Source organism: Bdellovibrio sp. HCB337, from assembly GCF_047302465.1.
Taxonomy (GTDB): Bacteria; Bdellovibrionota; Bdellovibrionia; order Bdellovibrionales; family Bdellovibrionaceae; genus JACMRP01.
In genome coordinates this window covers 1,860,339-1,880,071 of record NZ_CP178621.1, presented here as the reverse complement: position 1 = coordinate 1,880,071, position 19,733 = coordinate 1,860,339, and the positions used below count along the sequence as shown (strand labels likewise).

Here is a 19,733-nt window from a genome sequence, read left to right as displayed (position 1 = left end):
GGAAGCCGTACATCTTGTACCGCGACGACGCGCAACGCAGGATTTGGCTTTATGAGATAGCTTCTAACCGCCGTCTTCGGGCATGGGGATTGGTGGTGGTGGCGGTGGGAAATAACCTCCGTCGAAGTCTGGTCCACCCTCTCCTGGCATTGGCATTGGTGGAGGCGGCGGCGGGAACCCTTCAGGCGGTGGCTCAAACGGTTCTGCCGGCGGGAATGGTGGTGGAACATAGCCATCACTGAAATCATCAAAGGCAGGAGGAGGCGGGAAATTCGGCGCACTACTACCACCAGGGCTGAAACCAGGCGAAGCTCCTCCACCCTTTTCACCGTACATTTTACGTTTCGCGATATCAAAACGCGGACGCTCTTTATCTAAACCGTATTCTTCTAATGCCCATGCATCACGCTTAGCTTGCTCGCTAGCATTTTTCGCTTCATGGGTCTTTTTCTCTTTCACGTAAACCTGACGACCGCTTTCGTACTTTTCGTAAGCTTCATATTTTGCTTTACGATCGGCCTTGTATTCGGGGCCGCCTTCTTGAGGGGAGTCTTGTCTTTTACGATTTTTATCGGCAGCGGTGTCTTTCTTGCGCTTCTCTTCCCATTCGGCCTGTTCTTTGAGGTATTGCTTTAAGCCCGCTTCGCGTTCGCGGTCGAATTCTTTGTCTTCTTCTTGCTGTTTATAGAAACCTTTGCGTCGCTCGTCTTCGCTTTGCGCCAAAGCCAAAGAGGACTTGAACGAGAACATAGCTATGAAGAGACCCACCAAGACTTTACAAAACATGCCCCATTTTACCTGTATTTTCGGATTTAGAAAAAACTAAAAAAGTTCCTCGACCTTCATCTAAACAGGCCCTATTATAACGCGGACTTTTGACTCAAAAGGGGGCCAATTATGGAATTTACGGATGTCTTGATGCAGTTTGGATTGTTCAGCGCCAAAGCCTTAGTCATTGTCCTTGCCATTTCTGCCATTCTTCTTCTGATCGCCCTCCTGGCAGCAAAGGCCCAAGATAAGCCAGAAATCGAAATCGAGCTCCTTCACAAAAAGTACAAACTTTTTGGCAAAATCCTCAAAAACGCGGCTTTAACCAAAGAGGAGCTCAAAGAAGAGCGTAAAAAAGCCAAAAAGACCGAAAAAGAGCAAAAGAAAGAACATCTTCGCAAAATCTTCGTTATCGACTTTGACGGCGACATCAAGGCTTCGGCTGTCGACCATCTCCGTCAAGAAATCACGGCTGTTTTGAATGTGGCCACCCCACAAGACGAGGTTGTCGTACGCATCGAAAGCCCGGGCGGCGTGGTGCATGGCTATGGACTTGCGGCTTCTCAGCTCTTGCGAGTTCGCGAAAAGAACATTCCTCTCACTGTTTGCGTCGACAAAGTCGCGGCCAGCGGTGGCTATTTGATGTCTTGCACAGCTAACAAGATCCTGTGTGCTCCATTTGCGATCGTGGGTTCCATTGGCGTTGTGGCTCAGATCCCGAACTTCCATCGCGTCTTGAAAAAACATGACGTGGATTACAAAGAATACACGGCGGGTGAATTTAAACGCACAGTTAGTTTGTTGGGTGAGATCACCGACAAAGGCGAAGAGAAATTCAAAGAACAGCTTGAGGCCACTCACCGCTTATTTAAGAGCTTCGTTCAGAAAAACCGCCCTCAGCTTGATGTTGCGAAGGTTGCTACTGGTGAATACTGGTACGGCGAAGACGCCAAGAACCTGGGTTTGGTGGACGAAATTCGCACCAGTGATGATTATTTATTGAGCCAATCTGACACCAATCAGATCCTAAAAATCAGCTTCGCAAAGAAGCAAAAGCTTGCAGATAAACTCTCGAACGTTTTGGGCAAAGCCGCGTACAGCGCGGTTCTCAAAGTCGTCGACGATCTCGAGCGAAAAACCTTCGTGTAGCCCTTCGCGTCGCCTATTCCGAATTTTTTTAAGAAAAGCCGCAAACTCTTTCTTTACTTTGCATGGCGGCGTGCGATATTCATTCTCGATGGATTTTCGTCAACCCGTTTTGACAAATCCTTAACCGCAAGGAGACCTGAGTGTCCGAAGTTGTTCTTTCTGTACGGAATTTAGAAACCACTTTCAAATCAAAGCTGGGTCCCATCCGTGCCGTGAATAAAGTTTCTTACGATATTCACAAAGGTCAAACTATGGGCATCGTCGGTGAATCTGGTTGCGGTAAATCTGTGACATCGTTCTCGATCATGCGCTTGATTGAACCTCCAGGACAAGTTTCTGGCGGCGAAGTGTTGTTGAAAGGCCGCGATCTTTTAAAACTCTCTGACAGAGAAATGGAAGATGTGCGTGGCGGTGAAATGGCCATCATCTTCCAAGAACCGATGACAGCTCTAAATCCTGTTTTGACTATCGGCTTTCAGATGGACGAGCAAATCATGCGTCACATGAAGCTTGGTCCGAAAGAATCTAAAGACCGCGCGATTGAAATGTTAAACCTAGTTGGTATCCCTTCTCCGGCGGAACGTTATCACAGCTATCCTCACCAACTCTCTGGCGGTATGAGACAAAGAGCGATGATCGCGATGGCTCTTTCTTGCAATCCAAGTTTTTTGATTGCCGATGAGCCGACAACAGCGTTGGACGTAACAATTCAAGCTCAGATCTTGGAGCTTTTCCAAAGCCTTCAAGAAAAATTACATATGACTGTTCAGTTCATCACTCATGATCTGGGTGTGATCTCTGAAATTTCTGATCGCGTTCTTGTGATGTATGGCGGTCAAGCTTGCGAAATGGCGACCACTGATGAGCTCTTCAGAAATCCTCGCCACCCTTACACGGCGGCATTGATTGAATCTCGTCCTCGTTTAGGCCATCGCGTGAATCGTCTAAGAACTATCGAAGGCAGCGTGCCTGCGCCGATGGATTTACCAGCAGGTTGTCCATTCCAGACTCGTTGCCCACGCGCGAAGTCTGAGTGCTTAAATTTGAAACCACCAATGACAAAAATCGGGCCCGATCATGAAGTGGCTTGCTTCAACCCTCTTTAAGGAGAATACGCTTGCAGGAAATTCTTCTCGAAGCTCGCAATATTAAAAAATACTTCCCGATCAAAAAGGGTCTTCTTTTGCGCGAAGTGGGACAAGTCAAAGCCGTTGATGACGTGTCTTTGTCTGTTCGTCGTGGCGAAACCTTAGGTCTTGTTGGCGAATCGGGCTGCGGTAAATCGACTTTGGGTCGTACTTTAATTCGTCTTTACGAACCGACCGCGGGTGACATCAATTTTGACGGCAAAGATTTCTTAAAACTTTCCGGTCAAGAACTTCGTCAAAAACGTAAAAACATCCAAATGATTTTCCAAGATCCTTATGCGGCTCTAGATCCGCGCATGACGATCGGTCAGATCATTGCTCAGCCATTCCAGATCCATAAAGCTTTGGGCCCTAAAGAAGCCGAAGTCCGCGTGAAGCAGCTTTTGGAACTTGTGGGTTTGCGTGCTTCTCACATCAATCGCTACCCTCACGAATTCTCGGGTGGTCAGCGCCAGCGTATTTGTATCGCTCGTGCTGTGGCGCTCGAACCAGAACTAATTATTTGTGACGAGCCCGTTTCTGCGCTCGACGTTTCTATCCAAGCTCAAGTTCTGAACCTTTTGAAGGATCTGCAAGAGCGTTTGAAACTGACTTATATTTTCATTTCCCATGACCTTTCTGTGATCGAGCACGTTTGTGATCGCGTTGCAGTTATGTACTTGGGTAAAATTGTTGAAGTCGCTACTCGCGATGAGCTTTTCAAAAATCCTCAACACCCTTACACGCAAGCTCTCCTTGGAGCGATCCCGCATGTGGGTGAAGGTAAAAAACAAATGAAACGCTCTCTCAGTGGAGACGTGCCAAGCCCGATCAATCCACCTTCTGGCTGCCACTTCCACCCGCGCTGCGTTTACAAGATGGATATTTGCTCGAAAGAGCGTCCTGTCTTGAAAGGTAGCGACCACCAAACTTCATGCTGGCTTTTAGATAAAAATCAAAACATCAACGATACTTCCAAGAAGGAGTCTCTATGAAACAACTTTTATCAGCAGGTCTGATGGCTGTTCTAACAGTAGCCATGATGACCAACTGTACAAAAAAAGAAGGCACCACGACAGGCACCACGGATACAACCGCTGCTGCTGGTAATGCTGCTCAAAATGCCGAACTTAAAATCGGTATCAGTCAAGAATTCGAAAACATGAATCCACTCATCATGACCATGTCTGCGACTTCTTACATGTACAGAATGGTTGGCCGTACTTTGGTAAGTATGGATGCTGAAGGCAAATGGTTCCCACAATTGGCAAAAAGCATTCCTTCATTGGAAAACGGCCAAGCGAAAATCGTTGAAGTTGGCGGTAAAAAGAAAATTATCGCGACTTGGGAAATCCTAGACAATGCTAAATGGAACGATGACACTCCAATCACTTGTGGTGACTTCGCGTTTGCATTGAAAGTGGCTGCTTCTCCAACAGTTTCTGTCGGCGAAAAAGAGACCTTCACTCAAGTTGAAAAGATCGAAGCAGATCCAGCAAATCCTAAAAAATGTACTTTCACTTATGAAAAGGCAAAATGGGATTTCTACGCTCTAGCTCAATTCTACCCTCTTCCTAAGCACATCGAAGAGCCTGTGTACAACAAGTACGCGAAAGAAAAAGAAGGCTACGAGAAGAACTCAAACTACACTAAGAATCCAACTATGAAGGGTCTTTACAACGGTCCTTACGTGATTTCTGAAGTGAAGTTGGGCGATCACGTGTCTTTCACTCCAAACCCAAGCTTCTACGGCGCAGCTCCGAAAATCCAAAAGATCATCGTGAAGTTGATCCCGAACACAGGAACGATGGAAGCCAATCTACGTTCTGGCACGATCGACATGATTGCGACCTTGGGTATTGCTTTCGACGAAGCTTTGAATCTTGATAAAAAAGTAAAAGCTGAAAACTTGCCATACGTGGTAACTTTCACTCCATCTATCACTTACGAACATATCGACCTCAACTTGGAAAACCCAATCTTGAAAGATGTTAAAGTTCGTAAAGCTTTGGTGACTGGCCTTAACCGCGAAGACTTGATGAAAGCTCTTTTCGAAGGCAAACAAGATGCTGCTATTCACAGCATTTCACCAAAAGACCCTTGGTTCACTAACGACCCTACGAAAATCACTCTTTATCCATACTCTAAGCGTGAAGCTGGAAAACTTTTGGATGAAGCTGGTTGGAAAATGGGCGCTGACGGTTACCGCACAAAAGATGGCAAGAAATTGTCTCTTCAGTTCATGACAACTGCTGGAAATAAAACTCGTGAGTTGGTACAAGTTTACCTTCAAGACCAATATAAGCAATTGGGCGTTGAAATCATCACTAAGAACGAACCTGCTCGCGTATTCTTTGGCGAAACTACGAAGAAACGTAAGTACGGCGCAATGGCGATGTACGCTTGGGTTTCTTCTCCGGAAAACAACCCACGTTCAACTTTCCACACAAGTTCTATCCCGAACGAAAAGAACGGTTGGTCTGGTCAGAACAATATGGCTTGGTCAAACAAAGCTAACGACAAGTTGATGGAAGACTTGGATGTTGAGTTCGATGCTAAAAAACGCACTGAGCTTGCTCATCAAATCATGAAGCACTACACAGAAGACGTTCCAGTAATCCCACTTTACTACCGTTCTGACGTCAGCGTTGCTCCGAAAGCTTTGAAAAACTATCGTCCTACAGGACATCAGTTTGCTGAAACAAACGACGTTGAAAAATGGGATTTCAGCGGCTCTACTTTGAACTAATACTTTAGGAGAACGAGACTGTGACCACATATATCCTTCGGCGTCTTATTCAAACTTGCATAGTGATAGTGATCCTATCCTATGTGTGTTTCTATTTAATGACTTTGATGCCGGGGGACCCTGTGGATTTGATGATCTCGTCGAATCCTAAAATTACGGCGGCCGACGTTACCCGCTTAAGATCACTTTATGGTTTGGATCAACCCTCTTATGTTCGTTACGGACATTGGGTCTCTGACATCTTGAAAGGTGAACTCGGCTACAGCCGTACTTATCGTGTACCTGTGACTGAACTCATCGGTCCTCGTTTGACCAGTACATTTATTCTTTCTATGGCGGCATTAAGTTTCTCTTTGCTGGTGGCAATTCCTCTTGGGGTTTTCTCGGCCCTCAGACCTGGCAGCAAGGCCGACTATATAGTGAACTTCTTCTCTTTTGCCGGGATTTCGATTCCTTCCTTCTGGTTGGGGATCGTTTGTATTATTATTTTCGCCGTTTGGATTCCGCTCTTCCCCGCGGGGGGCACGCAAACCGTAGGCGCTCCTGATCAAGGATTTTTCGCGGAGCTTTTAGACCGCTCTAAATACTTGGTCCTTCCTGTTTTGTCTTTGAGCTTACAACAAATTGGTCGCTTCGTACGCTTCACACGCTCATCGATGCTCGAAGCTCTTCGTTATGACTTCATTCGCACAGCGAAAGCCAAAGGTTTGCCAAGACAATTGATCATCTGGCGCCATGCTTTCAGAAATGCTTTGATTCCGCTGATCACTATCTTGGCGTTGAGCATTTCTTCCGTATTCTCTGGTGCGATCATCACCGAAACTGTTTTTGCTTATCAAGGCGTGGGTAAACTCACTTACGACTCTATCGTGGGTAACGACTTTAACGTTGCCATGGTGAGCTTTATCATTTCCGTTGCCATGGTACTTATTATGAACCTCGTAGCAGACTTGCTCTACGGCGTGGCTGATCCACGTATTAGCTACACATAGGAGCAACTGTGGAAACGATGGATACCATGACCGAAGAAATCACCGTAAGCACCACGACTGCCGAGAACCGCAAAAAGCTAGAGCAAGCTCTGCCAATGTGGAAGATCGTACTTAGCCAATTTATGGAACATAAAATGGCGGTGGTTGGTGCTATTATCATTTGCATCTTTGTGACCTTAGCCCTTTCTGCACCCTTGATTGAAGCCGTCACCGGTCTTGATCCAGACGCACAGAACGTGTTCAACCGCTACCTTCCTCCGATGAGTCACACGATCGCTGGTCGCGATGTCCGCGAAACCACCATCGAGAAATTTATCACCACGAAGCCGGAAGTGGCCGAAGCTCTGCAAAAATCTTTGATTGAAAAGTCCTTAGTTACAACAACGGTTCCAGGCGACGCTTTGTACGAACTCACAGCTAAAGAGGCCAAAGACGCCGTTCAAATTCTTCAGCAAGTTGGCACTGCCGAGTCCTTAGAGTTGCAAAAAACTTTTAAAACTTTTGAAAGCTATCACTTATTCGGCACCGACGAACTAGGCCGTGATGTCTTTATCCGTTTGATCTACGGCACGCGCATTTCAATGAGCGTGGGGGTCTTGGTTGCTTTGGTATCAGCACTTGTTGGTCTTTTGATTGGAAGCCTTGCTGGCTTCTATGGCGGCGCGGTTGATACATTATTAATGCGTGTAACAGATGCGCTGATTTCATTGCCACTTCTTCCAGTGATGATCGTTATCGCAGCTATCGACATGCAAAAGGTACCAGTCCTGAACTCGCTAGTGGGCGCTCAGAACGAGAGCATCCTTAAGATGATCATTATTCTGTGCTTGTTCTCGTGGATGACGGTCGCTCGTCTAGTGCGCGGAAGCATTTTGTCATTACGTGAGCGCGAATTCATTTTGGCGGCTCGCACGTTGGGTGCAACGGATGTCACTATTATCATCAGACATATGTTCCCGAACGTCATTGCACCAATGTTAGTGTCTATTACTTTGGGTGTTGGCGAATCTATCTTGTTTGAAGCAGCACTTAGCTTCTTGGGCTTGGGTATCCAACCGCCAACTCCAAGCTGGGGAAATATGCTCTTTAATGCACAGGAATTGATTTACCAGGCTCCGTTCTTGGCCATCATTCCGGGTGTCATGATCCTTTTGACTGTGATCAGCTTCAACTATTTGGGTGATGGCTTGCAAGATGCCATGGACCCGAAAGCCATCCGTCGCTAACAGCAATTTGTCGACAATCCTGAAAAAAGGTAAACCCCAAAAGGCCCTATATGCGATATAGGGTCCCTCAGGCCCCGTATTGGCGGCATATCTTTTGTAAGCATTCAAGGCACGTGAGGTGTCTATGAACGCATTATTAAATAACATCACATTTTTCTCTCTGACTTTCTTTGCAATGAGCGCTCATGCTCAACAGTCTTCGATGGAGCTTACTTGCCGCGCGAAGGCCAAAGAAATCGCAGCTCAAACTTACAGCTATTGTGTAACGGATGCCCGCAATACGCAAATTGATCAGATCCGTAAGGACTATCAAAAACAACTGACAGAACTTAAAGCAAAGTATGATCTTGAGCTGAAAAAGATCGGTGGAAAAGGCCTCACTGGCTCTGCAACACCTGCAACAAAGCCTAGCTCTAAGCCTGCAGCTTCTGCTTCAACAGGCTCGACCCCTAAAGCAACTAAAGGCATTGCTAAGACCCTACCAACTCGTAAAGAAGTAAAGAACCCAGCCCCTGCTATTCAAGAGGTCCAAGAGGACAAAGCGGTGGTTGTTCCAGACTCAACAACTCCGGGTGTTGAGAGCGAACCATCTCAAAATGACGCCAATAGCGACCTTAAAATCGAATTGGTTCCAGCTCCAGCTTCAAGTGATGTGAGCTCAGCGACATCTGGCGACCAGGTATATTAAAATCCATAATTAGGTGACAAAAACCCACCCACATCATATAAAATAGACTTTCAAGTACTTTTTGGAGGTCTTTAATGGGTGAGTTTAGCCTAACGCATCTTCTACTATTGGCTGTGATCTTTTTGATCTTTTTCGGACCAAGCCGTTTGCCACAATTGGGTCAATCCTTGGGTAAAGCTATTCGCGGTTTCAAACAAGGTTTGAGTGAAATCGACGTGGACGCAAAAGATGTTCACGACAACCCAAAAAGCGAACAAATCAGCCAAAACCAAACTCAAGGCATGAACTCTCAGAAAGTTGAAACTCCTGAGACTCAAAAAAAGTCTTAAGATTTGATTCTTAGAATTTGAATTTTATAACGGGAGCTCCAAAAGCTCCCGTTTTTTTATGCCGTCAGCAAATGATCGGAAATAATACTATGGACTCCCCACCCTAGAAGCTCCTGGGCACGGTGAGGATCGTTCACGGTGTAACACGCAATCTGATAACCAATATCCATGAACTTATCGACGCGTTCTTTGGTCGTCATGTGTTCAGACCAATGCAAAAATTGCGAGTCTGTCAGCGGTAATAAACTCATTTGTTTCAAGAACCAGTAGTTCTTAGGATCCTTGTCTTCGCTCACTAAAAGAGCTCTTGCCACTTCAGGCATAAAGGTCTTTGAACGAATCAAACTAAAAGGATTAAAACTTGATAGTACGACACGCTCTTCCGCTTTGTACTTGTGAATCAGTTGCGAAACTTTGATTTCAAGTGCGGGATCTACAGGCGCATCCGTCTTAAGTTCGATATTCAAAAAATCTGGCACCGCTTTCGAAGCCAATACCTGCTCAAGCGTTGTCAGGTTCGGAGCAAAAGTTTTTGCCTGTGCAAGCGTCAGTGCTTGCATCTCGACAGGGGCTTTATGCAGACGTTTCAGAGTTTTATCGTGATAAAGCACGGGCACATAGTCGCGTGTCAGGCGGACATCAAATTCCACCATTGTGCTACCTCGTTTTTTTGCTGCCACAAGGGACTCAAGGGTATTTTCCATAATCCCCTCGACCCAAAATCCGCGATGTGTTTGAAACTTCTTTTCTTTTAACATCATTACTTTTTCTTCTTTGCCGCATCAACCAAAGTGAAAATAGGTTCGTCACGTTGACCGCTGATCAACCATTTGTGATTAACTTTGCCCGCTTGCGCCTGAACTTGTCCCGAAAGAATTCCGTTTTCGTTCCACTCTCCATCCGAGAGCAAACGACCGCCCTTATCAAGCTGGGCCGAGAAGTTCTTCCAGTTTAAAATTTTGAAACTCTTAGCGTTGAATTGAGCATTCAGACTTTTCATCTGCAGGCGATTGTCGATCATCCAGTCAGGCTCGATAAGGTCTTTAAGAATTTGAAATGCAGGCGACCCCACATTGACAGCCATCTTTTGCACCTGAGTCTGAGCGTGAGCTTCTCCTCCGGAATAATCGATATTGAGCTTAGCCTTGGACACTTCAACACCTTCAATATTGAACGATTCAGAGTTAAGATGCCCGCGAATGTAACTCATCTGACCTTCTGCAAACTTCATTGCCAGGTCGCCGCTAAACGCACCGAACTCGCCCCCGCCTGTCATCAGACGCACAACATTCGGCGCCAAACGAATCTCGTTGGCCTTTGCTTTGACTTCCAGATTTTTAAATTCCTTATCGGCCATCACCTGAAGGGCGCCGTCAAAGGTCCCTTGCTCTGGAACAAAACGCGAGATCTGAATATTCCAACGATCTTTCTCAAGCTTCATGTTGGTGGCAATTTCACTCAATGCTTGAAGTTCGCGTTGGCCTTTATTCGAGAAAATAAACTCAAGGCCTTTTTGTACGCCTTTGATCTCTACATTGTTGGCATCCGTGATTTGCGCACTTCCAGTGAAAGTTCCGAGTTGTCCCAAGATCGGGCTTGGATGGGATTTATTCATCAGACCTAAAAGCTTTTCCAGACTGACGCGACGTAAATCAATTGTGAATGGGAAGTATTTTACCGGGTCAAAAGAAACCACACGCGCTTCATTAATCGTCAGATCTCCTAAGTCCCCTTCCAAACGCAAATCTTTTAGCTGCATCTGCGCCGTTTTGAAATTGGATTTAGTAATCTCGGCCTGCGCATTCAAGGATACCCAAATTTGACGAGCATTCACATCGTCTTTGAGCCATTGGAATTTTTTAAGAATCTGCGTAGCCTGACTAAGCGGTACGTGTTTTAAATCAAGCTCTGAGAGCAGATTCTCGGACTTCATGTCATAGCTGGCTTTGACGTGATAACTGCCTTCACGCCAGTTGCCCGAAATTCTAGCTTGCAAAGTATTACGCGGGAATTCGCTATATTCGCCCCACACCGTTGCATGCGAAAGATAATCCCCCACTTGATCGTCTTTCATCAAATGAGTTTTCGCTGTCACTTCTACCACGCGCGGTGCATGCGATTTCAAACGCACAGCAAACGCATTGAGGTCGACAGCTTCTGTTAAGTTGGGTGCTGAAATTTTCAGGCGGTCGACAAGGATCGCATTTACTTGCGGAGGAGGCGTCGTTTTATGTCCAGAACCCGGCGCCTGCTTCAAAGTTACGAATTGCTTAATTTTAGGCGCTTCACTTTTTTGATCTTTGGGATTTTCTTCGCAGTTCTTATAGGCGCTTCGCAAATCGATAGCGACTTGACCGGCTTCTACTTGAGTGATCGGATTTTGGCCTTGCAAGAGGGCCCAGAAAGACAATGGCAAACGAATCTCGTCCGCTGTCAAACGCGGCTTCATCCAGCACTCGTTTTCAGATTCCATTTTGACTTGGGTAATAACCACAGCAAAACGAGGCATAATTCCGTTCGCTAGGCTCATCTGCGCGCCTTCAAAATCAACACGGATGTCTTTGTGAATACGAGCAGCAGCGCTTTCGATCATGGACTTCACTTTATTCGGTGACGTCAGTCCACGAGCAATCAATCCCAAAGTGACTGCCAACAAAACGCCGCTAAAAAGAACCAAGCGACCAGGCTGTTCAGCGATCAGATTTTTATCATCATTTGAATATCGAGGTGTGCGTGATTGAGGCCCCATCATCACTTCATTTTGACGAAGCTTCCGGGGGCCGACAATGAGAATTCACAATTTATTTAAATTCGAAAGCCAGGATCTCGTAGTCTTTATCGCCCTTAGGACTTTGTACTACAGCAGCATCCCCGACCTTTTTACCGATCAAAGCGCGAGCTAGCGGAGAAAGAATAGAAATCATGCCTTTTTTTACATCAGCTTCGTCCACGCCAACGATTTGGTAAGTAGACTCTTCTTCGGTTTCTTGGTCCACGACTGTGACGTAAGCCCCAAAAACCACACGGTCTGATTTGATTTCAGCTGGATTGATAACTTCGGCGCCCGCCAATTTGCCTTGAATTTCAGCAATACGACCTTCGATCATACCCTGACGTTCTTTAGCAGCATCATACTGAGAGTTTTCACTGAGATCACCATGAGCACGGGCCTCTTCAATGTCACGGATAACCTCTGGACGGTCCTCAAGCATCAACTTTTTAAGTTCAGCATCAAGTAGAGCTTTACCACGTACGGTCATTGGAAGTGTATCAGCCATGAATTCAACTCCTTTTAGAAAACAGGAGCCAAGGTTCTACTCAAATTAAACAGAAACGGCAAGAAAATATTGCTGCGCAGCAGGCTAAGCTGTCTAGTTCTGATCTGGACCGGGTACCCAAGGGGGGACAATTGCCATTAAAATAAAGCTTGTTTAAAGGCTGGGTGAATTTTGACAACGGTGACTGAACTCATTAAAAAGTCTCAGAAAATCATTCTCTCTACACATCGCCAGTGCGATGGGGACGGCCTTGGCGCCGAATTGGCGCTTTATTACGCGCTCAAAAAGATCAAAAAAGATGTCCGCATTGTCAATGTCGACAGCACCCCTCGCAAATACCGCTTCTTAGGATCAGACAAGGTTATTTCTCTTTTTCAAAACAACCCAGTGATGGATCTGACAGCAGATCTTTGTTTGGTCTTCGACACTAATGACGAACGTCTTTTAGAGCCTCTCTTTTCGGGCCTCAAAAAAAGCGTCGCTCAAATCGTTTTCATCGACCACCACCCGCTTCTGCAAAACGGTCCACAACCTTCCGCAGAATCTTATATCGATGTGACGGCCGCCTCTACCGGCGAGCTTGCCTATGACATTATCAAAGCCTTGGGGATTGAGCTTGATGCCAATATCGCGCGTGCGCTTTACACGAGCATCACCTTCGATACACAGCTTTATCGTTACATTCGCAACTCACCAAAATCGCATTTGATTGCGGCCGAACTTCTGCAATATCCAATTGATCCGCAAGAGGTCCACAGGGCTCTCTTTGGCAATCAGACCGTACAGAAGATGGCGTTTCTTGCTAAAGCCCTTGGGCAAATCGAGTACTTCTGTCATGGCCAGCTTGCGGTGCTGCGCCTGCGTGATGCGGATCTTCTGGCTCATAATCTCGAGCCGGATGAGGCCCGCGATGTCATCGATATGATCATGAACATCGAAAGCCTTGAGGCCGCGGTGATTTTCCGCGAGGACGCAGAAAACGAATACAAGTTGAGTCTTCGCAGTAAAGGCAAGCTTGAGGTCTCTTCGATTGCTGAAAGTCTTGGCGGTGGCGGTCATACGCACGCAGCCGGAGCCTTCGTTAAAGGAATTTACGTAGACTTAAAAGATAAAATTGTTAAAGATTTGACGAAGAAGATTTCACAAATTGCCTAGTCAAAAAAATATGCGAAAAAAAGTCCGCTCCGAAATTATTTGCCGCTGTAATAACGTTCCTCGCGACGTTATTGAAGACGCCATTAAAAACGGAGCCTGCGACACTCTCAACAAAATCTTTGATGCCACTACTGCTGGCGTTGGTCCTTGCGGGGGCTCTTGCCGTCGCAAACTCAAGCCACTGTTAGAACATTATTTAAAGACCGGCGAGTTCCCTGAAAAAATTGTCGAAGACATGACCGGGAAAGAGATTCCACCGAAAAAAGAGGATCCATCATGAATTCAAAAATTTTGGTGACGGCGTTTAAACCCTTCTTGAATCACTCTCAAAACTGCTCAGAAGTCTTATTGCGGAACTTGCAAAAAGAGCGCGATGATATCGAGCCTTTGTTACTGCCGGTCAGTTTTCAAAACACGTTTCCCGAGTTTAAAAAACATTGGCAAAATCGCGGTCCTTACAAGGCCGTCGTAATGCTTGGGCAAGCCGCCGGCAGAAAGGGCGTCAATTTAGAGCGTGTCGCTTTAAATTGGATGGAGAGTAAAAATCCAGACAACGACGGCCTGACTCCGTCTGGAAAACGCATCTTAAGGGATGCCCCTGATTCCTATATTGTTGATTTCTTTCCATCGAGCTGGCTGACGCTTCTGAATGACCTAGGCCCTACCGAGACTTCATTTTCCGCAGGCGCCTATGTCTGCAATCATTTGTACTTTCAAGTCGCTCACGAATTAAAAACTTCGAATGTTCCTAATATTTTTGTACATCTTCCGCTTTTGCCAGAACAGGCTGCGGGCTCTGAGACTTCTTTGGATGGGCACACGCAAAAGCAAGTCGTGCACGAGCTTCTGAATCTCATGCACGGCATGTAGCGCTTATTTGCGAAGTTTAAGGATCATTTTTCCCTGGCAAACATTCAAAGTAGTATTGTCGATCAACTCAAGCAAACCAGCGCTTGGGTCGTAGTTTGATATAAAATAGATTTTTTTAATTGGTGTCGTGATATCTTCGAAAATATTCTCTTCAAGATTCAGTTTCTTTTTTGCGGTGAAGGTCGCTTGAAGCTCGTTCACGTTTACAGACCCAACTTCTGCACTCGAGCAAGCATCTTCACAACGCGCATCGAAGTTTTGCTGACTTTCAAGATAGTTTCCACCGTCTTTAATCTTAACCGTCCAATGAAGATCTTTGAGCTTTTCTGTTTTGGTTGAGTCCGCACATGTTGCTGTCACAGTGTAAGTTCCTTTAGGAAGACTCACATATGTCGGCAGAACCTTTTGTTCTTCCAGGCGGGCCTTTTCTTCAGGGGTCAAAGCGCCACGATTGGTATTGCAGGCAGATACAGCCAAACCCATCACCACGATAAGGACGAATGAAGACTTTGTGGAAAACATAAAATCACTCCTGTAAAAGGCGGATTTTACGTGATTTTTTAGGTTCTCTCTAGAGGGGGCCCACGGACCTGGTAAAGATCACAAAGAGCGTCTAAGACTTAGGCGCTTTTTTTATCGGCAGCCGTAGCGGTTCCGCCTTCTAAGCGGTATTCGATCATCTTTTGCACTGTTGGACGGCAGGTCCCGCAGTTCGTACTTGCATTGGTTTGGCGACTCACGATTGTCGTCGTGTGAGCACCGGCAACAATAGCTTGATCGATGGTGTGACAGGAAACTCCTCTACAATGGCAGACTTCAGCCTCTTTGTATGGATAATTCCACTCACCACGCAGCTTTAAAATCAATTCACGCAACAAAATTTCGGAATGGCTTGAACCATTTGGTACCGGCCACTGCTGAATATCAACCCCAAAGCTCTTACGCATGCTTTGCATAAGCCCCATAAGCTCCGTGCACCCACGAAATTGCACCTTTGGAGCTGAACCCTCCAAATTGACTTCGATACGGTCACGACCTTCGAGTCCAACACTGAATTTTCTATTTTCACCTGCGGTTGACATATTGGTATATTCTAGACAAATCCCTTTGAAGTTAAAGGCTAGGAATGAATTTTCTTATCTTGAGTCGTCTATCAAATCTCTACTCCACCCAGCGCTTGGTCCAGGCGATCCAAGGCCGCGGACATCACGTGGCTATAGAGAATCCAGAAAGCCTCTGCGAGGGACATTCCGTCGACATTCTGATCCCCCGTCTTGGCGGTTTTCGCTATGAGGAATCACTCACAAACCTGCGCCAACTCGAGAAAAAACTTTCCCCGAAAAAGACTCTAAATACCGCTGCTAACTTCCACCAAGCACGGCATAAAAAAATCAGCGCCCAAGTTCTCGCTGACATTCCTCAACCACGGGCCTTTGAAACTCCGGATTGTTTTCCAGTCATTGTAAAAGACTGTCTTTCTAGCCAAGGCGAAGGTGTTTTCCTCTGCCGCAGCCAGGAAGAACTGCAAAACTGCCTTTACAAACTTCAAGGGCGTGAATTGCTTTTCCAGGAGTTCATCAGCGAAAGCCAAGGACACGACATTCGCGTCTTTATCATTGGTGACAAAGTAGCCGCCGCCATGGAACGGGTCGCCGCAGATCCTCGGACAGAGTTTCGCTCAAATCTGTCATTGGGTGGAATTGCCCATCCTGTCTCTTTGACGGCCGAGGAAGAACAGCTCTGCATTCAAGCCGTTCGAAAATTACAACTGGACTATGCCGGCGTGGACCTTGTCAGATCTCATAGGGGTCCACTAATTCTTGAAGTCAATCCTTGCCCTGGGCTCGAAGGTATTGAAAAATGCTCTCATAAGAATATCGCCGAGGAAATCGTTGTTTATGCTGAAAGTTTTCTTAATTCCCATTCTTAAAGACAATTACGTCTTCGTTGCTGCTAATTTAAAAACCAAAGAGTGCGTGATTGTCGACCCTGGCCAAGCAGCCCCAGTAAAAAATCTGATTTTGAAAGAGCAACTTAGACCCCGCGCAATTCTTTTAACTCATCACCACTGGGATCATATCGGTGGCGTTCAAGAATTAAAAAAATCGTTTGATGTTAGAATTTACGCGCCCGAGAAAGAGCAAAAATCCATCGATTTTGCCGATCAATACCTGAGTGACGGCGATGCTGTTCGCGAAGCAGGGTTTAATTTCAAAACTTTGGATCTCTCTGGCCACACCTACGGTCATATAGGGTACTGGGAAGAAAAACAGAATTGGCTCTTTAGTGGTGATGTTCTCTTTAGCATGGGCTGCGGCCGTATCTTTGACGGAAGCATCGAGGATCACTATCGCAGCCTTTTAAAAATCAAAAATCTGCCACCAGAAACTTGGGTCTATTGCACTCACGAATATACAGAATTGAATCTTGGGTTTTGCCAAAAAAAATTCCCTCAAGATCAGGAGCTGCAAAGTTTCGCAGAACAGGTTCGTAGCCTTCGCCAAAACAATGAACCAACGGTGCCATTTCAGCTCAAACAAGAGTTGGCGCTAAATCCATTTTTGAAAGTTAACAACGAGACCGAGTTCATCACTCTGCGCGAAGAGAGAAATTCTTACTAAAGATGCAGATCGTGACCGGCAATCCCTAAGTCACGCTCTAGATTTCTCATGATTGCGGTTTGCCTGTAGTGAAATACTTTTTCAATTTCCCTATACACCATAGCGCCGCCTAGGAAATTTCCAAAAGTTCCAAGAGGGAGACTGTAACGGACACGATCAATAACCAGGGTGCCATTTGCAAATGGCCGAAACTCATGACTGTGAACCCAAATTTTAAATGGGCCCTCAGTTTGCGTATCCGTAAAATGATGTGGTGGATTCCAATTATCGATGCGCGTTTTCCATTTCACAGGGACGCCATGATATTTCAATTGATAACTGACCTTGCTGCCTTTTTGCAACTGCTCAGCCGGTCCGCCTGAAAATTCAAAATCTAATGATGGCGGAGTTATTTTAGCGACGTTTCCTGCATGGCTAAAGAACGGAAAAACTCTTTCCGGGGGCCAAGGCAAATACTGCTCGCTCACGAAGTGTTCTTCTTTATCCGGCGGACTTACATCTTCAAGAGCTTTGCGCAGCTCTGGAAATTTAAACTTATATCCCGATTGCAAAGCGTTCTGTGGAATAACCTTTTGAGAAGCCAAAACCAAAGCTGCCATCTCGCCAAGTGATCCCCATAACACAAAAGCTGGGACCCGAGGCGCCAGCTTTACTCCTAAAACCGATGCGAGTGTTTCTGTGAATTCTTCATTGCTCACGGGCTGAGGAGATACAAGATTTATTGGCCCACGCACAGAACTTCTTTCTAAAGCATGCAGGATCAAACCAATAACATCTTGGATATGAATCCAGCTCATCCACTGCTTGCCATTGCCAAGAACTCCGCCCATATTTCGCCGGAAAAGCGGAAAGAGCTTATCCATCGCTCCCCCTTGCGGGGCTAATACCATTCCCGTGCGCAGCACTGCTACCCGAGTCGCTGTTAGAGAATCTCCATAGGATAATGCTAAAAGCTCTTCCTCCCAGTCCTGACAAACCTGGGCTAAGAAATCATCACCTGCAGCGCTTTCCTCTGCGAGCTCTTTGTCCCCCTGAGAACCATAATAACCAATTGCCGAGGCATTAATAAAAATTTTGGGAGCTACCGGTAGACTCTCGATAAGATGGCGCGTTCCCAATACTCGGGACTCGTAAATGCGGCGTTTTTTGCTTTCGTTCCATCGCCCTTTGCCAATACTCTCGCCTGCGAGATTAACAACAACATCCACCAAGCGAAGACTTGATGTGTTTTTGATGGGGCCCTCACTCAAATTGCCTTGAATAATTTTGCAGGGAAATGGCAACTGCACTTGCGCTTTTTCCGCATCACGACTGATCACAAAGACTTCATTACCTCTTTGGACAAGAGCTTTTCCTAACTCTCTTCCAATAAGTCCCGTGGCTCCGGTGATAAGTACTTTCATAAAGCCCCCTACTCCATAGGCTTTAAAGCAGATTGAAAGGCCTTCAGTGCCCTCTGCCTCGCAAAGACATGGTCTACGATAGGTTTAGGATACCGGGAAGTCCCTAGTTCTGGAATCCATTTCCGAATATAGTCTCCTTTTTTATCAAATCTCTCGAGCTGCGTTTGAGGATTGAAGATTCGGAAATATGGAGCAGCATCACATCCTGTCCCTGCGGACCACTGCCAGTTGCCATTGTTGGACGCAAGTTCAAAATCGAGAAGCTTACGAGCAAAATAGCGCTCTCCATCGTACCAATGGAGCAGTAAGTGTTTGGTTAAGAAACTCGCCGTCACCATACGGACACGATTGTGCATGTAACCTGTCTCATTAAGTTCACGCATTCCCGCATCCACCAAAGGATAGCCCGTCATACCTTCACACCAGCGCTCAAAATCAGCTTTACTGTTACGCCATGAAACATTCTCGTACTCGGGACGAAAACTTTGTTTTTCTACTTTTGGGAAGTGATACAGAATCTGCATGAAGAACTCTCTCCATGCCAACTCGCTCAACCACACCGGAGAAAACTTCACGGCCTCGCGAGCAAGTTCTCGAATACTGACAGTGCCAAAGCGCAAGTGAATGCCCAAATGACTAGTGCCTTTTTCTAGCGCAGGAAAATCGCGAGTCTTGTCATAGTTCTTTAGTAACTTTGCCTCAAGTTTAAGCGGTGGAAAATCAAAGTCCGTATGTTTAAACCCGATTTTCTGCAAAGAAGGCATGGTCTCTTGCTTTTTCACCTTTGCGAAATTCTTGAAGTAGCGCGAGTTCGGATAAGACTGAAGATAAAAATCCGAAAGCCCCGCCTGCCATTTTTTCTTATAGGGAGTATAGACCGTGTAAGGCTTACGAGCTTCTGTGACGATTTCGTCCTTTTCAAAAATCACCTGATCTTTGTAAGAGTGAAAACCGACCCCCAGAGATTTACAAAGCTTCTCAACTGCCGCATCCCGCTTGATAGCATAGGGCTCATAGTCATGATTGGTGTAAACACCTTGGGGCGAATGCGTTGCCAAAAGCTTTTTCCAAACTTCCAATGGGCGTCCATGAAAAACCAAAAGGTCCGTGCCCAACCTTCGAAGCTCCGATTTTAACTCTGTTAATGTCTCGTAAATAAATTGAACTCGTCGGTCGTCTTTGTCTTCGAGTTTATCCAGGATATCTGTATCAAAAATGAAGACTGGCAACACAGAGCCACCTTCACGCAAAGCGTGATACAGCCCTGCGTTGTCGTCTATTCTCAAATCTCTTCGAAACCAGAAAAAATTCATCTCTCTACTTCACATTTGTGTTTAAAATCTAATAAAGCTTAACGTAAGATAAATCATGGGTAAAT

At 46.0% G+C, this 19,733-nt stretch carries 21 protein-coding genes; 13 read left to right on the top strand and 8 right to left on the bottom strand.

Translation table 11 applies throughout. The annotated features are described in order from the left end of the window. Nucleotides 1–63 precede the first annotated feature (63 nt). On the bottom strand, nt 64–750 hold the full coding sequence (locus ACLWBB_RS09160) for a hypothetical protein (protein ID WP_413291326.1): 687 nt from the start codon (nt 748–750) through the stop codon (nt 64–66). A 147-nt stretch (nt 751–897) separates the two neighbouring features. Here ACLWBB_RS09160 and sohB point away from each other — a divergent pair, with 147 nt between their 5' ends. From sohB to ACLWBB_RS09120, 8 genes are all read left to right on the top strand, one after another. Next, nucleotides 898–1,917, top strand: coding sequence for a protease SohB (gene sohB / locus ACLWBB_RS09155; protein ID WP_413291325.1), 1,020 nt, complete (start codon nt 898–900; stop codon nt 1,915–1,917). A gap of 140 nt (nt 1,918–2,057) precedes the next feature. Continuing rightward, nucleotides 2,058–3,023, top strand: coding sequence for an ABC transporter ATP-binding protein (locus ACLWBB_RS09150; protein ID WP_413291324.1), 966 nt, complete (start codon nt 2,058–2,060; stop codon nt 3,021–3,023). A gap of 11 nt (nt 3,024–3,034) precedes the next feature. Beyond that, nucleotides 3,035–4,039, top strand: coding sequence for an ABC transporter ATP-binding protein (locus ACLWBB_RS09145; RefSeq protein ID WP_413291323.1), 1,005 nt, complete (start codon nt 3,035–3,037; stop codon nt 4,037–4,039). Then, nucleotides 4,036–5,793: a peptide ABC transporter substrate-binding protein gene (locus ACLWBB_RS09140; protein ID WP_413291322.1), complete on the top strand. Its 1,758-nt coding sequence runs from the start codon at nt 4,036–4,038 to the stop codon at nt 5,791–5,793. Before ACLWBB_RS09145 ends, ACLWBB_RS09140 begins: the two co-directional genes overlap by 4 nt. Nucleotides 5,794–5,813: 20 nt before the next feature. Continuing rightward, on the top strand, nt 5,814–6,785 hold the full coding sequence (locus ACLWBB_RS09135; RefSeq protein ID WP_413291321.1) for an ABC transporter permease: 972 nt from the start codon (nt 5,814–5,816) through the stop codon (nt 6,783–6,785). 17 nt (nt 6,786–6,802) lie between these two features. Continuing rightward, nucleotides 6,803–8,011, top strand: a complete 1,209-nt coding sequence (locus ACLWBB_RS09130) for an ABC transporter permease (RefSeq protein ID WP_413291597.1) — start codon at nt 6,803–6,805, stop codon at nt 8,009–8,011. Between the two features lie 124 nt (nt 8,012–8,135). Further along, complete coding sequence (locus tag ACLWBB_RS09125) at nt 8,136–8,699, top strand: hypothetical protein (protein ID WP_413291320.1); 564 nt, start codon at nt 8,136–8,138, stop codon at nt 8,697–8,699. Between the two features lie 74 nt (nt 8,700–8,773). Next, on the top strand, nt 8,774–9,028 hold the full coding sequence (locus ACLWBB_RS09120; protein WP_413291319.1) for a twin-arginine translocase TatA/TatE family subunit: 255 nt from the start codon (nt 8,774–8,776) through the stop codon (nt 9,026–9,028). Between the two features lie 56 nt (nt 9,029–9,084). On the opposite strand, the gene ACLWBB_RS09115 is transcribed toward ACLWBB_RS09120, so the two are convergent. Genes ACLWBB_RS09115 through greA form a run of 3 tightly spaced genes read right to left on the bottom strand, consistent with a single transcriptional unit; the run spans nt 9,085 to nt 12,306 of the window. After that, a complete protein-coding gene (locus ACLWBB_RS09115; protein ID WP_413291318.1) occupies nt 9,085–9,789 on the bottom strand; it encodes a glycerophosphodiester phosphodiesterase in 705 nt (234 codons plus the stop codon). Beyond that, nucleotides 9,789–11,780, bottom strand: coding sequence for a hypothetical protein (locus ACLWBB_RS09110; RefSeq protein WP_413291317.1), 1,992 nt, complete (start codon nt 11,778–11,780; stop codon nt 9,789–9,791). Before ACLWBB_RS09110 ends, ACLWBB_RS09115 begins: the two co-directional genes overlap by 1 nt. Nucleotides 11,781–11,829: 49 nt before the next feature. Continuing rightward, on the bottom strand, nt 11,830–12,306 hold the full coding sequence (gene greA, locus ACLWBB_RS09105) for a transcription elongation factor GreA (RefSeq protein WP_413291316.1): 477 nt from the start codon (nt 12,304–12,306) through the stop codon (nt 11,830–11,832). A 180-nt stretch (nt 12,307–12,486) separates the two neighbouring features. On the opposite strand from greA, the gene ACLWBB_RS09100 reads away from it, so the two are divergent. Genes ACLWBB_RS09100 through ACLWBB_RS09090 form a run of 3 tightly spaced genes read left to right on the top strand, consistent with a single transcriptional unit; the run spans nt 12,487 to nt 14,331 of the window. Continuing rightward, the gene (locus ACLWBB_RS09100; protein ID WP_413291596.1) at nt 12,487–13,461 is read left to right on the top strand and encodes a DHH family phosphoesterase; all 975 of its coding nucleotides are present in this window, start codon (nt 12,487–12,489) and stop codon (nt 13,459–13,461) included. Nucleotides 13,462–13,471: 10 nt separating this feature from the next. Beyond that, on the top strand, nt 13,472–13,741 hold the full coding sequence (locus ACLWBB_RS09095; RefSeq protein ID WP_413291315.1) for a (2Fe-2S)-binding protein: 270 nt from the start codon (nt 13,472–13,474) through the stop codon (nt 13,739–13,741). Further along, a complete protein-coding gene (locus tag ACLWBB_RS09090) occupies nt 13,738–14,331 on the top strand; it encodes a pyroglutamyl-peptidase I (RefSeq protein WP_413291314.1) in 594 nt (197 codons plus the stop codon). Before ACLWBB_RS09095 ends, ACLWBB_RS09090 begins: the two co-directional genes overlap by 4 nt. A gap of 3 nt (nt 14,332–14,334) precedes the next feature. On the opposite strand, the gene ACLWBB_RS09085 is transcribed toward ACLWBB_RS09090, so the two are convergent. Both ACLWBB_RS09085 and ACLWBB_RS09080 read right to left on the bottom strand, forming a co-directional pair. Beyond that, entirely contained in the window at nt 14,335–14,853 is a 519-nt protein-coding gene (locus ACLWBB_RS09085) for a hypothetical protein (RefSeq protein ID WP_413291313.1), read from the bottom strand. Nucleotides 14,854–14,951: 98 nt separating this feature from the next. After that, a complete protein-coding gene (locus tag ACLWBB_RS09080) occupies nt 14,952–15,413 on the bottom strand; it encodes a bacterioferritin-associated ferredoxin (RefSeq protein WP_413291312.1) in 462 nt (153 codons plus the stop codon). A 44-nt stretch (nt 15,414–15,457) separates the two neighbouring features. Here ACLWBB_RS09080 and ACLWBB_RS09075 point away from each other — a divergent pair, with 44 nt between their 5' ends. Then, nucleotides 15,458–16,261 carry an ATP-grasp domain-containing protein gene (locus ACLWBB_RS09075; protein WP_413291311.1) on the top strand — a complete coding sequence of 268 codons (804 nt, stop codon included), beginning with the start codon at nt 15,458–15,460 and terminating at the stop codon, nt 16,259–16,261. After that, nucleotides 16,230–16,952, top strand: coding sequence for a hydroxyacylglutathione hydrolase (gene gloB / locus ACLWBB_RS09070; RefSeq protein ID WP_413291310.1), 723 nt, complete (start codon nt 16,230–16,232; stop codon nt 16,950–16,952). Before ACLWBB_RS09075 ends, gloB begins: the two co-directional genes overlap by 32 nt. Here gloB and ACLWBB_RS09065 read toward each other — a convergent pair. Together ACLWBB_RS09065 and ACLWBB_RS09060 are read right to left on the bottom strand one after the other, a co-directional pair. Continuing rightward, complete coding sequence (locus ACLWBB_RS09065) at nt 16,949–18,355, bottom strand: TIGR01777 family oxidoreductase (protein ID WP_413291309.1); 1,407 nt, start codon at nt 18,353–18,355, stop codon at nt 16,949–16,951. The genes gloB and ACLWBB_RS09065 overlap by 4 nt on opposite strands. A gap of 8 nt (nt 18,356–18,363) precedes the next feature. Then, complete coding sequence (locus tag ACLWBB_RS09060) at nt 18,364–19,668, bottom strand: cryptochrome/photolyase family protein (protein WP_413291308.1); 1,305 nt, start codon at nt 19,666–19,668, stop codon at nt 18,364–18,366. Nucleotides 19,669–19,733 lie beyond the last annotated feature (65 nt).